Source organism: Domibacillus robiginosus (assembly GCF_000966195.1).
In the GTDB taxonomy this organism is placed as follows: Bacteria; Bacillota; Bacilli; order Bacillales; family Domibacillaceae; genus Domibacillus; species Domibacillus robiginosus.
The window spans coordinates 132668-148339 of the sequence record NZ_LAHL01000005.1 but is presented as its reverse complement, the minus strand read 5'-3'; the positions used below and the strand labels follow the sequence as shown (position 1 = coordinate 148339).

18 protein-coding genes are annotated in these 15672 nt (G+C 45.9%); 9 read left to right on the top strand and 9 right to left on the bottom strand.

Annotated features, from left to right (window positions below; all coding sequences use genetic code 11):
* Positions 1-519 precede the first annotated feature (519 nt).
* Entirely contained in the window at positions 520-990 is a 471-nt protein-coding gene (locus VP97_RS04105; protein ID WP_050180407.1) for a helix-turn-helix transcriptional regulator, read from the top strand.
* 4 nt (positions 991-994) lie between these two features.
* On the opposite strand, the gene VP97_RS24695 is transcribed toward VP97_RS04105, so the two are convergent.
* Entirely contained in the window at positions 995-1126 is a 132-nt protein-coding gene (locus VP97_RS24695) for a hypothetical protein (protein WP_281175074.1), read from the bottom strand.
* A 98-nt stretch (positions 1127-1224) separates the two neighbouring features.
* Between VP97_RS24695 and VP97_RS04100 the strand changes: the two genes are divergently transcribed.
* A complete protein-coding gene (locus tag VP97_RS04100; protein ID WP_050180406.1) occupies positions 1225-2028 on the top strand; it encodes an alpha/beta fold hydrolase in 804 nt (267 codons plus the stop codon).
* A gap of 71 nt (positions 2029-2099) precedes the next feature.
* Here the strand turns inward: VP97_RS04100 and VP97_RS04095 are convergent, their stop codons facing one another.
* Positions 2100-2387, bottom strand: coding sequence for a hypothetical protein (locus tag VP97_RS04095; RefSeq protein ID WP_050180405.1), 288 nt, complete (start codon positions 2385-2387; stop codon positions 2100-2102).
* 114 nt (positions 2388-2501) lie between these two features.
* On the bottom strand, positions 2502-2981 hold the full coding sequence (ybaK, locus tag VP97_RS04090) for a Cys-tRNA(Pro) deacylase (RefSeq protein ID WP_050180404.1): 480 nt from the start codon (positions 2979-2981) through the stop codon (positions 2502-2504).
* Between the two features lie 64 nt (positions 2982-3045).
* Between ybaK and VP97_RS04085 the strand changes: the two genes are divergently transcribed.
* Together VP97_RS04085 and scpC are read left to right on the top strand one after the other, a co-directional pair.
* A complete protein-coding gene (locus tag VP97_RS04085) occupies positions 3046-3696 on the top strand; it encodes a LytTR family DNA-binding domain-containing protein (protein ID WP_050180403.1) in 651 nt (216 codons plus the stop codon).
* Positions 3697-3821: 125 nt separating this feature from the next.
* Positions 3822-5330, top strand: coding sequence for a succinyl-CoA:acetate CoA-transferase ScpC (scpC, locus tag VP97_RS04080; protein ID WP_050180402.1), 1509 nt, complete (start codon positions 3822-3824; stop codon positions 5328-5330).
* Positions 5331-5725: 395 nt separating this feature from the next.
* Here the strand turns inward: scpC and VP97_RS04075 are convergent, their stop codons facing one another.
* Positions 5726-7564, bottom strand: a complete 1839-nt coding sequence (locus VP97_RS04075; protein ID WP_050180401.1) for a cation:proton antiporter — start codon at positions 7562-7564, stop codon at positions 5726-5728.
* A gap of 197 nt (positions 7565-7761) precedes the next feature.
* On the opposite strand from VP97_RS04075, the gene VP97_RS04070 reads away from it, so the two are divergent.
* Entirely contained in the window at positions 7762-8655 is an 894-nt protein-coding gene (locus VP97_RS04070) for a manganese catalase family protein (RefSeq protein ID WP_050180400.1), read from the top strand.
* Between the two features lie 29 nt (positions 8656-8684).
* On the opposite strand, the gene purU is transcribed toward VP97_RS04070, so the two are convergent.
* Positions 8685-9563 carry a formyltetrahydrofolate deformylase gene (gene purU, locus VP97_RS04065; RefSeq protein WP_245629833.1) on the bottom strand — a complete coding sequence of 293 codons (879 nt, stop codon included), beginning with the start codon at positions 9561-9563 and terminating at the stop codon, positions 8685-8687.
* 165 nt (positions 9564-9728) lie between these two features.
* Between purU and VP97_RS04060 the strand changes: the two genes are divergently transcribed.
* The gene (locus VP97_RS04060) at positions 9729-11072 is read left to right on the top strand and encodes a sodium-dependent transporter (protein WP_050180398.1); all 1344 of its coding nucleotides are present in this window, start codon (positions 9729-9731) and stop codon (positions 11070-11072) included.
* A 68-nt stretch (positions 11073-11140) separates the two neighbouring features.
* Here VP97_RS04060 and VP97_RS04055 read toward each other — a convergent pair whose 3' ends face one another.
* Both VP97_RS04055 and VP97_RS04050 read right to left on the bottom strand, forming a co-directional pair.
* On the bottom strand, positions 11141-12028 hold the full coding sequence (locus tag VP97_RS04055) for an SGNH/GDSL hydrolase family protein (protein ID WP_050180397.1): 888 nt from the start codon (positions 12026-12028) through the stop codon (positions 11141-11143).
* 74 nt (positions 12029-12102) lie between these two features.
* Positions 12103-12615: a hypothetical protein gene (locus tag VP97_RS04050; RefSeq protein ID WP_050180396.1), complete on the bottom strand. Its 513-nt coding sequence runs from the start codon at positions 12613-12615 to the stop codon at positions 12103-12105.
* 225 nt (positions 12616-12840) lie between these two features.
* On the opposite strand from VP97_RS04050, the gene VP97_RS04045 reads away from it, so the two are divergent.
* From VP97_RS04045 to VP97_RS04035, 3 genes are read left to right on the top strand one after another with little or no spacing between them, the layout of a single operon-like run.
* Positions 12841-13218, top strand: coding sequence for a hypothetical protein (locus VP97_RS04045; RefSeq protein WP_050180395.1), 378 nt, complete (start codon positions 12841-12843; stop codon positions 13216-13218).
* A gap of 10 nt (positions 13219-13228) precedes the next feature.
* The gene (locus VP97_RS04040; RefSeq protein ID WP_156153406.1) at positions 13229-13735 is read left to right on the top strand and encodes an RNA polymerase sigma factor; all 507 of its coding nucleotides are present in this window, start codon (positions 13229-13231) and stop codon (positions 13733-13735) included.
* Positions 13725-13970, top strand: a complete 246-nt coding sequence (locus VP97_RS04035; RefSeq protein WP_050180393.1) for a hypothetical protein — start codon at positions 13725-13727, stop codon at positions 13968-13970. Before VP97_RS04040 ends, VP97_RS04035 begins: the two co-directional genes overlap by 11 nt.
* 136 nt (positions 13971-14106) lie before the next feature.
* Here VP97_RS04035 and VP97_RS04030 read toward each other — a convergent pair whose 3' ends face one another.
* The gene (locus tag VP97_RS04030; RefSeq protein WP_050180455.1) at positions 14107-15453 is read right to left on the bottom strand and encodes an aminotransferase; all 1347 of its coding nucleotides are present in this window, start codon (positions 15451-15453) and stop codon (positions 14107-14109) included.
* The gene (locus VP97_RS04025; RefSeq protein WP_050180392.1) at positions 15407-15667 is read right to left on the bottom strand and encodes a hypothetical protein; all 261 of its coding nucleotides are present in this window, start codon (positions 15665-15667) and stop codon (positions 15407-15409) included. The genes VP97_RS04030 and VP97_RS04025 overlap by 47 nt, the downstream gene beginning before the upstream one ends.
* Positions 15668-15672: the final 5 nt, after the last annotated feature.

Below are 15672 nucleotides of genomic sequence, written 5' to 3'. Positions count from 1 at the left end.
TTTCAAACTGTAGACAAGTGATTGATAACCGTGCACATGAATGGGATAGACCGGCGTCCAGGCAGCTCCGCTTTCCATGGGGCGGGCGTTGAGCCAGTTACGCCTAGCGGCTCCACCGTTCTCAACTTGCCCGCTAGTCCCATAGGAGTCTGCGCTTACCGGACTCCGCCAAGTGGCTTGCGACAAGATGGTGTAGAGCGAATAAGGTCGTATCTTTCTGTTTAAAAAAGAGAAAATGTTTATTCCATATTTATTGATCTTTAATACCACTTAGTGAAGCCTGCCGGACGAAGACTTCTGCGGGAAGTACAGTGAGTCGGGAGACCCCGCAGGCGCAGGCGAGGAAGCTTCCGCACTGCCCTAAGGTGCGCGAAGTCCGGCAGGCTTCGCTTATCGACTCTTTTTTTTGAAAGAGAAAGACTTTGTCTACACTTTGAACCTCTTTTGATATAAAAGGGGTTTTCTTTTTTTACATCCAGATGAATCAAGGGTAAAATTACACATAAGGAGTGATGTTCGGTGAACAAAGAAGCGATAACTGCTATCGTTTCAGCTAAATTGAAACTGATCCGTACAGAACGCGGCTACACACAGGATAAAATGGCTGAAGTGATAGGCTTATCTAAAAAAACACTTGTCCAAATTGAAAAAGAGCGGTCTGCTGCCGGCTGGACAACAGCTGCCGCTATTTGTGCCTTGTTCCGGGACAGTGATATTCTTCAATCGGCACTTGGCGGCGATCCTGTTGAAATAGCGGAGCTGGCTGCCCATGAAACGATCTCACGTCCCAACGCTCGGGAAAAAACGATGGGAGGACGGCTCTGGTGGCATGAGCTGGACAGCCAGAGCGGCATTCGCCTGCAGCAAAACGTCATCAGCGGACACTACCGGGTTCTTGACGCCGAGGATTATCGCCTTTTCAGCACATATGATGCCGCCGAAGCAGAAGAGCATTTTCAGCACCATCTAAAAAGCAAAAAGGGCGAATAATTCCTTATTCGTCCTGCTCTTCGCAGTCAAAGCAAAGCAGATCTCCCTGTTCTTTTACACCGTTTAAAAATCCATCCAGGCAATAAATATCCTTGCCGCATATACTGCATTGACCAACCCATTCTCTCAGGACCATCTCCCCCTTTTAATTCCATTATATCCCGCTATGTATCTTTTTGTCGAAATTATATATAATAAAAAGTACTACTTTTGATGGAAGCGAAGTGACCGTTTATGCGGAAATATGGACTTTTTTTAGCAGCGGCTCTTTTGATTTATGTCAGCTTTTTAACACTTGAAAAAAGTGATCACGCCATATCCAACACCCAGTTTACAGAGCCTGTCTTGTTTGTTCACGGCTTTAAAGGAACAGCTCGTTCCTTCAATACCATGATCTCGCGGTTTGAAGAAAGAGGCTGGGGAGAACGGGCATTGACGATGAATGTTACACGTACCGGCAGACTTCTCGTCCGGGAAAGTCCTTTTTCTACAGAACGGCCTGCGCTTATTCAATTAATTATAGAAAACAACCGGGCTTCCTTTGAGGACACATCACGTGCAGTAGCTGCGGCTATGCAGGTGATGAGGAAGGAATACGGTATTGAACATATCAAAGTAGTCGGCCATTCAATGGGCGGCATTGTATCGGTAAAGTTTCTGCAGGATTTATATGATCCGACGCTTCATCCGGCCGTTGACCAATTAGTTACGATTGGCAGCCCTTTTAATGGCGTAGCCGGCGGCCGATGGTTTAAGCAAAACAAAGGTGAAGCAGTATACGACCTTATGCCCGGTTCGCCGGCTCTGGCTCAAATCACTGCCAACCATGCTCAATTTCCAAAGGAAACACAAGTGTTAAATATTGCCGGGACCGGTGATCAGGTCACCCTGCTTCAAAGCGCACTCAGCTTAAAGGCCATTGTGCCCGAAAACCAGTATCAGCTCGACGTTTTGTACGATAAAACCATTAATCACAGCGGCCTGCATGAAACCCCTTTGGTCGATGAGAAAATCGGTGCTTTTTTTCATTATCAATAAGCAGGGATCAATATTGCTTTTTTTAAAAAACCGGCTTCCCTAACGAGGGAAGCCGGTCAATTTTATTTATATTATCCTTTAAAAATATCGCTGTGAGATTCACGGATACGTGCTAACACGGCATCCACAGTGGATTCAGCGTTTACGGGATATTCCTTAATTCGGGTAACGGAGCACGCGTCTCCTGTCTGGCATAACACTTTTACACATTCTGCCATTTCTTCTTCAAGTTCATGCCATCCGCCTGCTTCGAAAAATGCGCCTGACTTGGCCATTTTCTCATACTGTACAACATAGTTCTCTTTTATTTCTTCGGCAAAATAGCTTTTCACATCAAGAAGATTTTCAACGACCATCATGGTTATGGGTCAACTCCTGTTTCATTTGATGGGACTAGTATACGATGTTTTTTTTCAAAAAAGAACCGGCATTCTCACAAAAATCTTCATCTATACAATTCGGTCACATTTTTTTCACGATTTGTTCACAACTTCACAAAAGGAAGCGCTTACGATTTCTGCTAGTTTATGAGGAGACAATTCTATCTGTGCCCCAATTCTTCCGGCACTCACCACAATGGAAGTAAAGGCTTTTGCCCGCTCGTCAATAAAAGTTGGGTACAGCTTTTTCATGCCGATCGGTGAACAGCCTCCTCGAATGTAGCCGGTATATTTTTGAATATCTTTTACAGGCAGCATATCTACCTTTTTCTCACCTGCTGCACGGGCTGCCGACTTTAAATCCAGCTCCGCTTCAACCGGCACAACAAACACAAACAGGCCCCCTGCTCCATGCGTCACCAGTGTTTTAAATACACGTTCTGATTCTATACCAATCTTCTGGGCAACGGATACTCCATCTATTTTTCCATCTTTATTATCGTACTCATGCATTTGATACTCAACATCTGCTGCATCCAGCAGCCGCATCGCATTTGTTTTTCCTTTTGCCACCGTGCTTCCTCCTTTTTCTATGGTACACTTATTGTACTACAGTCTTGATAAAGAGGTGGAGCAAATGGACCAGCTGACTGTTTCCGGATTAATGGAAGTGATGAAAGAATTTTTTCCGCCGAATACGTCTGTTGCCGTATCAAATCACGAAAAATTTATTTATTATCAGCCGAGCCGTCTGATAGATTTGCATATACGAGCAGGTGATCCGATCAAACCTGGCAGTGTGACCCAGCAGGCTATTGAAGAAAAACATCAGGTATCTACGTATATCGACAGCGATGTATACGGCATTCCTTATTACGCTATGAGTGTACCGATTTTTAATAACCATGTGCTGACCGGGGCCATTACAACGATACACCCGGCTAAACCATCGCCTATTTCCCGCAACCTGTTAACAATCAAATCGGAAGACCGCTGGTACCCAATTCCGTATTCAGATGTGATGTATCTAGAGTCGGAAGGACGTAAAACCCGCGTGCAGGCCCGGACAGGCACCGGCTATCATAAATTAAATTTAACCGAGATTGAATTTATGCTGCCGGACGATGCTTTTATCCGTGTGCATCGCTCCTATATCGTGAACGTCAACTTTATTCAGGAAATCCAGCCTGATTCCCATTCAACTTTTCTGCTGATTATGAAAGACCGGACGAAAATTCCTGTGACTCAGACGTACACCAGCGCATTCCGTAAATCGCTCAATTATTAACAAACTTGCTTCATGACGCGAAATTTGTTCTTCGCGTCTTTTTTGTGGTTTTTCGTTACAAACAAAATGAAAGCCCTTTCAACAATTGATACACTTATCAAAACGAACCGGGGGGTCGAACCATAATGAATGAACGTATTCGCATGGAGAAATTAAGAAGCAGGATTGTAAGCGCAGACGAAGCGGCATCGTGGATTGAAGATGGGATGACATTGGGGTTAAGCGGCTTTACAAGAGCCGGGGATGCAAAGGCGGTGCCGATGTCCCTCGTAGAACGGTCCAGGGCCGAATCATTTAAAGTAAACATTTTTACCGGCGCTTCTCTCGGCTTTGATTTAGATAAAATGATGGCAGAAGCGGGGATCATTCATAAACGCCTTCCCTTTCAAGCAGATCCCGTCATGCGAAAAGAAATAAATGAAGGAAGCCTGCTTTTTGTGGACCAGCATTTATCCCATACAGCGGAATGTCTTCGCACCGGTGTACTCGGAGAGGTTGACTATGCGATTGTAGAAGCGGTCGCCATTACGGAAGAGGGGCTGATTATCCCTGCAACCTCTGTCGGTAACTCCTCTATATTTGTTGAAAGGGCGGAAAATGTGATTGTTGAGCTGAACACCGCCCATCCGGCAGAACTCGAAGGCCTTCATGATATTTTCAATCCGGACAATCCAGGAAAGCGCGGACCAATCGGGCTGATGTCCGTAAATGAACGCATTGGGGAAATAGGCATTCGGGTCGATCCGGCAAAAATAAAAGGAATCGTCTTGACGCACGCGCTCGATTCCCCCTCTACTATCGTTCCGCCAGACGCAGAGACGGCGCAAATGGCGGATCACTTAATCGCCTTCCTCCGAGAAGAAGTAAAAGCAGGACGGCTCACGAATGAACTTGCTCCGCTTCAATCCGGTATCGGCTCGGTTGCCAATGCCGTCATGCACGGACTGATTGACTCGGAATTCGAAAACCTGGAAGTATATTCTGAAGTACTGCAGGACGCTGTTTTCGATTTGTTTGACCATGGAAAAATACGCTTTGCTTCCGGCTGTTCGATTACACTTTCAGAAGAAAAAATGACAGACGTTTACTCAAATCTGGAAAAATACCGTGACAAGCTCCTGCTGCGGCCCCAGGAAATCTCTAACCACCCAGAACTGATCCGCCGGCTTGGTTTATTGTCAATCAATACAGCGCTAGAAGCCGACATTTACGGCAATATCAATTCCACTCACGTAGCCGGTACAAAGATGATGAATGGCATTGGAGGGTCGGGCGACTTTGCCCGCAACTGCCGGACCGCCATTTTTGTAACAAAATCAACCGCGAAAAACGGAGCGGTTTCCAGTATCGTTCCGTTTGTTTCACACGTTGATCATACAGAACATGATGTGGATGTGATTGTGACGGAGCAAGGCTACGCCGACCTGCGCGGCCTTGCCCCGCGTGAACGGGCAATCGTTATGATCGAAAATTGTGCCCACCCGGCGTACAAAGAGCAATTGAGACGCTATTATAGGGAAGCAGTGTCACGCGGCGGCCAGACACCGCATGTGCTTGAAAAAGCCCTATCCTGGCACACACGCCTCGCTCAGACCGGTTCCATGCTCGAACAAGATTCTCTTTCTCTTTCGTAACGTCTGTCCAGCCGCTTTGGAAAATAAATTTCAGACTCCTATCTCAAAACGATGTTCTTAAAAAGCGGCATGACGTTAACTATATATTTTTCCTCGAGGAGAGCTGTTTGAACGCAGCTCTTCTTTTCGTTACAGGCGGGACAAATACAGCTCATTCTTACGCTAAAATGACCCATTTTCTCTCCTTTTTAAAAATTCTACTTCACGTTAAAAATTTGCTGCTTTGTGTCAAAAAAATACGGTTTTATGTTCTTTGTGGTGAAAGCACTTTCAAATTTTATTATAATTATAGGCATAAAGCCGCCTCAAGCGGCCAACGTATAAAATACAATTCCATACTCTCTCTGATTTACTGTCAGAAAAAAGCGGCCTTGATAAGGGCCGCTTTTTTCATTTTATTGGCTGCGGCGCTGCTCCGCAATTTTTTCTTTTGCTTTGGCCATTTCCTTGACGGGCGGCATTAAGCTCACGACGATGTCACCTGCTTCCCCGCGGGGCGAGGCGTCACGTGTGTAAAAAGCCAACTTCCCGGAAGGCTTCACCAAAAACAAAAGCAGCGAGTTTTCATCCAGCTCTTTTAAATAGCTGTCATACCCAAACCGTTCAGTCAGCTCTGTTTTCCGAAAAACGTAATCGGCGGCCCTGGCTGTTAAAGCCTGATAGTGGGCAGATGAATCAAACAGCACTTTTCCGCCAACCGTTTTGTTGAATTCTTTTGCTGTTTCTATCCGCTCCGGTCCAGCCGCGATTTGATACAAATTCACGCGCCCCATTTCTGGTACAAAGGTGGAGCAGACAAGTGCATTATATGCTTCATCGCTTGTGGCAGCAATCATATACTCATATGGTGTTAACTCCAGGTGATACTCTGTACTTTCCGATAAGATTTCACCGTGATAAACCGGCAGATTGGCCTGGCGCGCTGCGTGGAGCCGCTGCCAGGAGTCATCCGCTACCAGCACGGGAATATCCAAATCCTGCAGGGTTTTACCGAGCCTGGCTGTGAATGTATTACCGCCGACGAGCAGCACACCAGGCCTATCGGTCGAAGCTAAATGAAGCTTTCTCGCCAGCCAGCCGATCGAAAAGCCATGTGCTACAACTGTTGAAAACACAAGCGCAAACGTAAGTGGTGTCAGGACGGCCGCATCCTCATATCCGGCCTCAAAAAGCGACTGGGCAAAATAGCCGGACACCGTTAGGGCGACAATCCCGCGTGGTGCAATCCAGCCAACAAGCGTTTTTTCTCCTCTTGTCATGTCCGTGCCGATTGTAGAAAGCCAGATCGATAGCGGACGGACAACAAGCAGCATAATTAGGACGAAGGCGATAATGCGAAAGTCAAAAATTTGCATTAATGTTTCTCTTGTTAGAGATGCCGTCAGCATAATAAAAATGGTTGAGATCAATAGTATGGAAATATTTTCCTTGAAATGGCGCATGTCTCTTATCGAAGAAATATGCATGTTCGCCATTACCATTCCCATTGCTGTTACCGCGAGCAGCCCTGTTTCATGCATGGCCTCGTCAGCAATGGTGAAGCAGGCAATCACAACGACGAATACGGCTGGCGACTTTAAGTACTCCGGCACACGCCCTTTTTCAAGCGCTTTTCCAAGACCGAGACCGAATACAATGCCAAGTATCACCGCAAAAGCAGAGCCAAACAAGAAATTAATAAACGTAGATACGCTTTCTTCTCCAGTGAAAAATTTAATCAGTTCAAATGCGAAAAGCGCAAGAAGAGCACCAAATGGGTCTACCACAATACCTTCCCATTTTAAAATCGCGGCAGTACGCGGCTTTAGCTTGGCCTGGCGCAGAAGCGGAAGAATGACAGTTGGTCCTGTTACAATAAACAACCCGCCAATAACAAATGAAACGGCCAGAGACAATCCTGCTACGTAGTGGGCAGCCAGAGAGCCGGCGATCCAGGCAATAAAAGCACCCAGCGTCACAATCCGGCGAATTGGCTGTCGAACCGTTTTTACTTCCCGGAAATCAAGATTTAAGCTGCCTTCAAATAAAATAATTGCAACTGCAGCAGAGATAATAGGGCCAAACAGGTCGCCAAACACATCCTTTGGATTAAACCAGCCAATCAGCGGGCCGATTAAAAGCCCCGCTACAGACATTACCACAATCGCAGGAAGTCTATAGCGCCAGGCTATCCATTGAGACGCGATGCCAACAACAAGTGTAATCATTAAATAAAATAGCAAAGAATCAAACATCACATCTCCCTTTCTTTTCATTCTTTTGTCCATACTACCGTGTTTGTTCCCAAATTTCACGTTTGAAAAACTGTCTGCGCTTTCATTTCTATTGGCCCTATCAGCGTGAAAATAGCTTCTAAATATTTTTTCGAAATAGGCACCTTTCCTATTTTCCTTTCATATAGTAAACAGGTGAAGAAAAAGGAGGGCTTTTTATGTTTAAGCGTATGAACCGTCTTGCCGTCGAGCTGCCGATTCCAGAATACGGCTGCGCCAATTCTGCCGCTGCTGTACAGGAATTGCTTGGAGGCAAATTCGGAGAAATGTCGACGTTAAACAACTATCTGTTTCAGTCCTTTAACTTCCGGCAAAAAAAGAAGCTGAAGCCTTTTTATGATCTTGTTGCCAGTATTACGGCTGAAGAAGTCGGCCACGTAGAACTTGTTTCAACAACGATCAACCTTCTCATGAAAAACACGACCTTTAATGCTGATCCGGACTGTACACCGCTTCAAAACGGTTTGAATAAACGGAATACACAGCATTTTATTGCCAGTGCCCAGGCATCACTGCCGGTTGATTCTATGGGTATGCCATGGAACGGGACGTATGTATTTTCGAGCGGCAATCTGACGCTGGACCTGCTGCACAACTTTTTCCTTGAAGCCGGTGCGCGCACGCATAAAATGCGCGTGTACGAGATGACAGATCATCCGACGGCCAGGGAAATGATCGGCTACCTGCTTGTTCGGGGCGGCACGCACATTCTGGCTTATGCAAAAGCCATCGAGATGATTACCGGAGCGGACGTAACTAAAATGATCCCGATTCCTCACGTTCCGAATTCAAAATTCGATACAACACGAAAGTTTGAGGAGCAGGGACTGAACAATGTTCTTTATACGTGGAACAATACCGGTGAGTACGAAGGCATCCGCCAAATTTGGAAGGGTACAAACCCTGAAAACAATGAGCCGCTGAAGGTCATTGAAGGAGCACCAAAAGGCGCACCGATTCCTGACTTAGATGATCTTCCAGAAGAATTCGCACCCGGCTTAAACCCCGATCACTTTGAGTGGGTAGCAAAAAAACTGATGGGTAAAATGTAAAAAAGCTGCCCTATTGGACAGCTTTTTTCCTATTGGAACACAATCGTTTTGTTGCCGTGGACGATAATTCGGTCTTCTAAATGCCACTTCACTGCCCGCGCAAGCACACGGCGTTCAATCGAGCGGCCGATCTTTTTCAGATCTGCCACGTGATCACGGTGGTCTACACGTTCGATGTCCTGTTCAATGATTGGGCCTTCATCCAAATCATTGGTTACATAGTGAGATGTTGCACCGATTAGCTTCACGCCGCGGTTGTATGCCCGTTCGTATGGACGTGCGCCAATAAACGCCGGAAGAAACGAGTGATGAATATTGATAATTTTGTTCGGATACTTTTCGACGAATTCCGGTGTTAAAATCTGCATGTAGCGTGCCAGAACGATCACATCCACATTATACTCTTCGATCAAACGTGATTGTTCCTCTTCTACCTGCCGGCGAATCTCTTTGTTTGCCGGAATGTAATGAAATGGGATTCCAAGTGACTCGACCATTCCTCGTGCTTCTTCGTGATTTCCTGCCACAAAAGCGATGTCGGTCGGCAGATCACCACTTTGCCATTCCCATAAAAGCTCCAGCAGGGCATGCGGTTCTTTTGAAACAAAAATCGCTGTTTTCTTGCGTTCGCTTCCGTATGCAAAGCGGAATTCCATATTGAACCCATTTGCCAGGACGGAGAATTCTTTTTCCATCGCTTCCCTTTTTTCGAACAATCCCTCACAGTCAAATTCCAGACGAATAAAAAACGTGCCACCTTCCGGATCGCTTGTATACTGGCTCGATTCAATAATATTTGCACCCTGCTCAAATAAAAACTTGGACAGTGCCGCGACAATTCCCGGTCCGTCCGGACATTTTACAAGAAGACGGCCCCGATTGTCAGGACGGCTTTGTCCATTTGGCATTCTTTCGGGTGAATGTATGTTTGCAGTCATTATGTACACTCCAGTTTTTCGATTTAATTTCCTCATTATAAACGATTCCATCCGCTTTGAAAATATATTCAGCTGTTAACGCTGTTTCGTGCTATAGTAAAATAACAAACTGACTTGTTATTGGAGGCAAAACAATTGGAAAAACAGGAACAATGGTCGTCGAAAATCGGCTTTATTTTGTCCTCAGCCGGTGCGGCAATCGGACTAGGCGCAATCTGGAAATTCCCTTACGTAACCGGCCAAAGCGGCGGTGGCGCTTTTTTGCTTTTATTCATTCTTTTTACGCTTGTGATCGGACTGCCCATGTTAATTTCAGAATTTATTATTGGACGCGGTTCCGGTCGGGAAGCGGTTGGTGCATATAAAAAATTGGCACCAGCTTCTTTTTGGACACTTACAGGTAAAATGGGTGTTGTCGGCTGCTTTTTATTGCTGTCGTTTTACAGTGTGGTTGGCGGCTGGGTGCTCATTTATACGGTTCGTGCCCTCTACGGCGGCGTAATTGGCAGTGGTGAACCCGGGGCCCTATTTGGTGCCATGACCGAAAATGGCTGGCTGACGATTGGCGGCCATGCCCTTTTTATGCTGTTGAATATAATTGTCATTGCTGCAGGTGTTCAAAAAGGGATCGAGTTTGCCAGCAAATATATGATGCCCCTTTTGTTTATTTTCTTTATTATTTTAGTCATTCGTTCCCTGACTTTGGACGGGGCGATGGAGGGTATTTCCTTTTTTCTGCAGCCGGATTTTTCAAAGATTAACGCAGAAGCTGTGCTGTATGCGCTCGGCCATTCGTTTTTCTCGCTGGCTGTCGGATTCTCTTGTATGGTCACTTACAGCTCTTACCTGGGCAAAGACATCAGCATCCCTTCATCTGCTGGTTCCGTAGCCATTATGAATATTTTTGTTTCTATTTTAGCAGGGCTCGCGATCTTCCCGGCCGTTTTCGCATTCGGCCTGGAGCCAGCGGAAGGACCGGGACTCCTATTCGTTGTACTGCCGGCTGTTTTTTCACAAATGCCTTTTGGCGAATTGTTTTTATTTATGTTTTTACTGCTGTTTTTGTTTGCGACGCTTACTTCTTCCTTCAGCTTGCTTGAAATTATCACGGCCGCTTTTACAAAAGGCGAGGCAGCATCGCGGAAAAAAGCCTCACTCCTGGCCGGTATTATTGTTTTTCTGGCAGGTATTCCTGCGGCGCTTTCTTTCAGTACACTCGGTGACATTTCTTACTTCGGACGCAACATTTTTGACATGACCGACTATCTTGTCAGTAATATTCTGCTGCCGCTTGGGAACCTGCTGATTGCGCTGTTTATTGCCTGGCGGATGGATCGGTCTATTGTAAAGGAGCAATACGAGCTAAATGCAGGACGCCTTGGTTCTACTTACACGTACTGGCTTCCACTGATGCGCTGGATTGTGCCCATTACGATCGCAATCGTATTCGTTTATACAATGAGCCAATTACAAATATAATGAACAAAAGCGTTTACGAATACGCATATTCGTGAACGCTTTTGTTTTTTTATGCTATTTTCTGATCATTACAGCATGGCAGCGTACACTTCTTCCTTCGTACACCCTTTTACTGCTGCTGTTTGACCGGTTGCTTCTTTTTCTTCCTGTCTGGCCTTTGATTCACGCTCGCTTGCTTTTTGCCGCTGTTTTATCAAGTCCGCCAGCGAAACGGGCTCGGGCAGCTTCTCCAAAATTGAGACAGGCAGCTTTGTTCCCGGAGCATAAATATCCAAAAAGGCATTTGCCATTTGAAGATAGCCGGCTCCATTTGGATGCACATCTCCCGGATTCGGCAAATATTGCACGCCATCCAGCCCAAAGCGATCGGCTACGGGAACGAACACCGCTCCGGCCTCCTCTGCTTCCTGCTCGATAATCTGGTTGAGTATATCCAGCTGTTTATTGACCGCCGGCTTATGCTGGTCAAACACATGAGGATATGGAAAATAATAACCCATTGCATATACCTTTGCATCCGGATTGAGCGCCTTGATTTTTTCAAGCAGTACAGCGTAATTTTCTCTTACTCCGTTCAGGGCAAAAGCTGCTGTTACGGCATTAAAAGTAAGCAGACCTCGCTTTGGATCGTTTTGAATAAGCGGCAGCAAATCGTTTGCACCGGCTGAGATGGTAATTAAATCAGCGGATCGAATCGCTTTTTTTCCTGCCTCACTCTCTACCTGGCTGATCACCTGACTCACTGTGTAGCCGGGAACAGACAGTGCTTTTGAATAAGCATCCGGTCGGATAGCAAGTGCAATCATATCGGTGTATCCTGCACCGATTTCCCGTTTTGGGGTTTGACCGGCAGCAAGGGAATCTCCAATTGCCACATAATTCAAGGCCGCCGCCTGTCCAGGCCCGGCGATACTGCCGATAAGAAAAAAGAACAACAGCAAAGTCCGTCTGATCATACGCGCCACTTCCTTTACCCATTCTTTTTCTTATTGTATCAAAAGAATGGACTTTTACGCTTGAACAAACTGTTTTACACACCATTCATTGTAAAAGCAAATTCTAAATAAATACGCTCGATTTGCTTTTCTTGAAAATACGCTACGTAATAAATCACCGTATCATCTACATGATACACAATGCTGTCAAACGAGTGAGCAAGAAGATAATCTTTTGTCACGCGGCCGAGCCATGTGTGAATGTATGCCGGACGCACATTTGGCAGAGCCAGCCCTCTGTATTTCCATTCAAGCGCGTCTTGCCGAAGCTGTATTTCGCTGTACCGGCAGTTGATAAAAAATGGGCGCTCAAGCTGGACATCCTGTCTCAGCACTGCCGCACGTCCGCTTCCGTCCACCTCCGCATGGCAAAAAGCATACTGGGCGGCTAGCTCCGCGTCGCTGATCAAATAAAGTCCGGGCCCAAAAATGGAACGCGCCTGAATGCCGCCGGCGAACTGCCGCTTTTCCATCCGCTCATAGCGCTGATTAGCTACTGCACGCTCCGCTTCCTCAAAGCTCACTCCGCGATATCCCCTTCTTTTCATTCTCTCAGCCTCCATTTCCCTATTCATTTCTCCAGCAGACACATACCACCACGTAAAATTGGTTTCAGCTTATCACATTCACCCTTTTTCTTTTCAAATACTGGAAGGAAATCTCACACAAAATGGATTGGATCAACTGAATTTAAAAAATAGTTACATTTAAATGAACCTTACTGGTCCTTCAGTTGTATAGTAAGTAACAACTAAAAACAGGGAGTGTTAAAAATGGATATAGGTTGGATTGTTTCACTGATTGTGGCAGGTGTTTTGATGGCAATTATTTTAGCTATTGCGATTCCAATGGACCGGAAGTACGTCGTCCGGGAAAATGGTAAAATCAATTATAAGAAAACGACTTTATATGTAAGATGGAATGTATTTGATACCTTGACGCTTTGTCTGGCTGTTTATACGATTATTTGCGTCCAGGCTTTAAATTTTTTAATCTCCAGCGGTAAAACAGTTGAAAATGTGTACGTCCAATTTTTCACAAATCAATCGCAGGCCTGGTCGATTGTTACGATCCTTTATTTGATCAGCAGAGTATCTATTACGTTGAAGGCAATTAAAGAGCGCTGGGGAGATGACATTGAACAACCATGAAGAAGAATGGATGGCCGCTTACCAAAAAGGCGACAAAGAAGCGCTTGAAAAACTATATGGACGTTTGAAACAACCACTGTATTCGTTCATTTTCCGTTATACAAGAGATGAGCAGCTAAGCATTGATATCGTGCAGGATACATTTATGAAATTGCAGGATCATAAACAGAACTACGCCCCCGAAAAGGGAAAGCTGAAATCGTATCTTTTTCAAATTGCCTACCGGCTGATGGTGACTAAATTAAACCGTCGTAAAAAATTCCAAAGCCTGCTGCCTTTTCTCGTGCCGCGGGCAAAAGAGGAATCCCAGCACATTAATCGGATGACCGTAAGAGACGCTGTAGCAAAACTGCCCGACATCGAGCGCGCTGTCGTGTTGCTATTTTATTATCATGACATGCCCCAAAAGGAAATCGCGCGGATTCTTGATATTCCGGCAGGTACTGTTAAATCCCGCCTACACAGAGCGATACGGCAATTAAAAAAAGAATTGGAGGGAGATTTCGATGGATCATGACCCATTAAAAGAGGAGCCTTATCTGCGTTCCAAACTGGATGAATATGATGTAGACGTTCCGGATTTCCCAATAAAAACAACACGCTGGAATCGCTTTATTCATCTTCTGGCCTCACCTGCAAAAGATCCGCTCGATTCAATTGTTTCCGTAAAAGGCGGCTTGATGGCGTTGAAAATTGTTCCCGCTGTCGGAACTGCCGGGCTGGTTACACTGCATGCTTTATTTTTCCTTTGAAAAATAGATGGGTTTCTTTACAAAAAAAGTTTGCGGACTATGCACTTAGCCACATTCACTAAGGCACTCAGCCAGCAAACTTTTCAGTGATAATGAATTTACAACAGCACTTGCTTATTGCTTTAAAAAATAGGCATTATGAGACTCTTTCTTCTACAGCTGTTTTGACCGTATTCATTAAGAAACGTAAATCTTCTTCTGTTGAAGAAAGAGGTGGTGCGATAATGAGAATGTTTTGAAAGCCGGGTACCGTATCACCGTTCCGGCCAATAATCAGCCCTTTTGCTTTGCATGCGCTGGCGATCGCCACCATCGTTTCCTCTGATGCCGGCTCCTTCGTGTGCTGATCCTGTACGATTTCAATGCCATACAGAAAACCAATCCCGCGCACCTCTCCGACGATCGGACAGGACTCCAGCTTGTACAGTTCTTTCATGATCCCATCACTTAGCCTGGCGACACGCTTTGGAATGTGTTCCTCTTCCAAAATCTCAATCGTTTTCAATGCCGCAGCACAGGAAGCGGGATGTCCTCCAAATGTGGAGACATGCCGGAAATGCGTACCGCCTTCTGCTCCTTTAAATGCATCATAAAGATGAGCTCGAACCGCCGTTGCCCCAAGCGGCATACAGCCAGCCGTTAAGCCTTTTGCCATGGTCACAATATCCGGCTGTACGCCTTTTGAATGCATAAACCCGAACATTTTCCCGGTGCGGCCAAAACCGGATACTACTTCATCGGCAATAAGCAGCACCTTATGCTTCTGGCAAATATCGGCGACCCGCTGTAAATACGCTGGCGATGGAATCAATACGCCGCCTCCAGAAACAAACGGCTCCATAATTACAGCGGCAATGGTATCAGCACCTTCCCATTCGATCACTTTTTCCAGGTGATCTGCTGCAGCGATGTCATCCGGAAACGACGGGCGGTAAGAATACGGTGGTGGTATATGAAGAAACCCTGGTGCCCCCGCTCCGTATTTCAACTTTCGATTTGCCTGGGCTGTGGCGCTCAGCGCACCCAGTGTTGAACCATGATACGCCCGGTAGCGGGAAATAATTTTCGTTTTTTCCGGATGACCGGTTTGAGCATGGTACTGCCGGGCAATTTTAAAAGCCGCCTCATTCGCTTCAGAACCGCTGCATGTAAAAAACGTTGTGTACGGTGCGCCAAGCAAGCCGCTCAATTTCGCGGCCAGCTCTACAGCCGGCTCATGGCTCATTGTGAGCGGAAAATACGAAACGTTCATTAACTGATCATACACAGCCTGGGCAATTTCTTGTCGGCCATGGCCAAGATTCAAGCACCAGAGACCCGAAACACCATCCATATACCGGTTTCCATCTGCGGCTTGAAACCAGGCTCCATCACCGATGACAGCCAGTAAAGGAGCTGTTTCCTCACTAAATTTCGCCATCGCGTGCCAAAGATGGTCACGATCCTGCTGTACCAGCTTGCTCGTATGTTCCTCCGTACGAATCAATATGCTTCCTCCTTTTCGCTTCCACAATGAGTGTCCCTATATATTTACGCGCTTCTGCTGTTAAAAGGTGTAGTTCCTTTCGTTCCAGATGCCGTTCAAATTCAGTAAAATCTCCTTCTAACGTTTCCTTTACTGCAATGATCCGGTAGCCGTCGTCAATGAGGGCGTCGATGGCTTCCTTTTCTTTTACAAATTCTTTATAATCAGACATCGTCT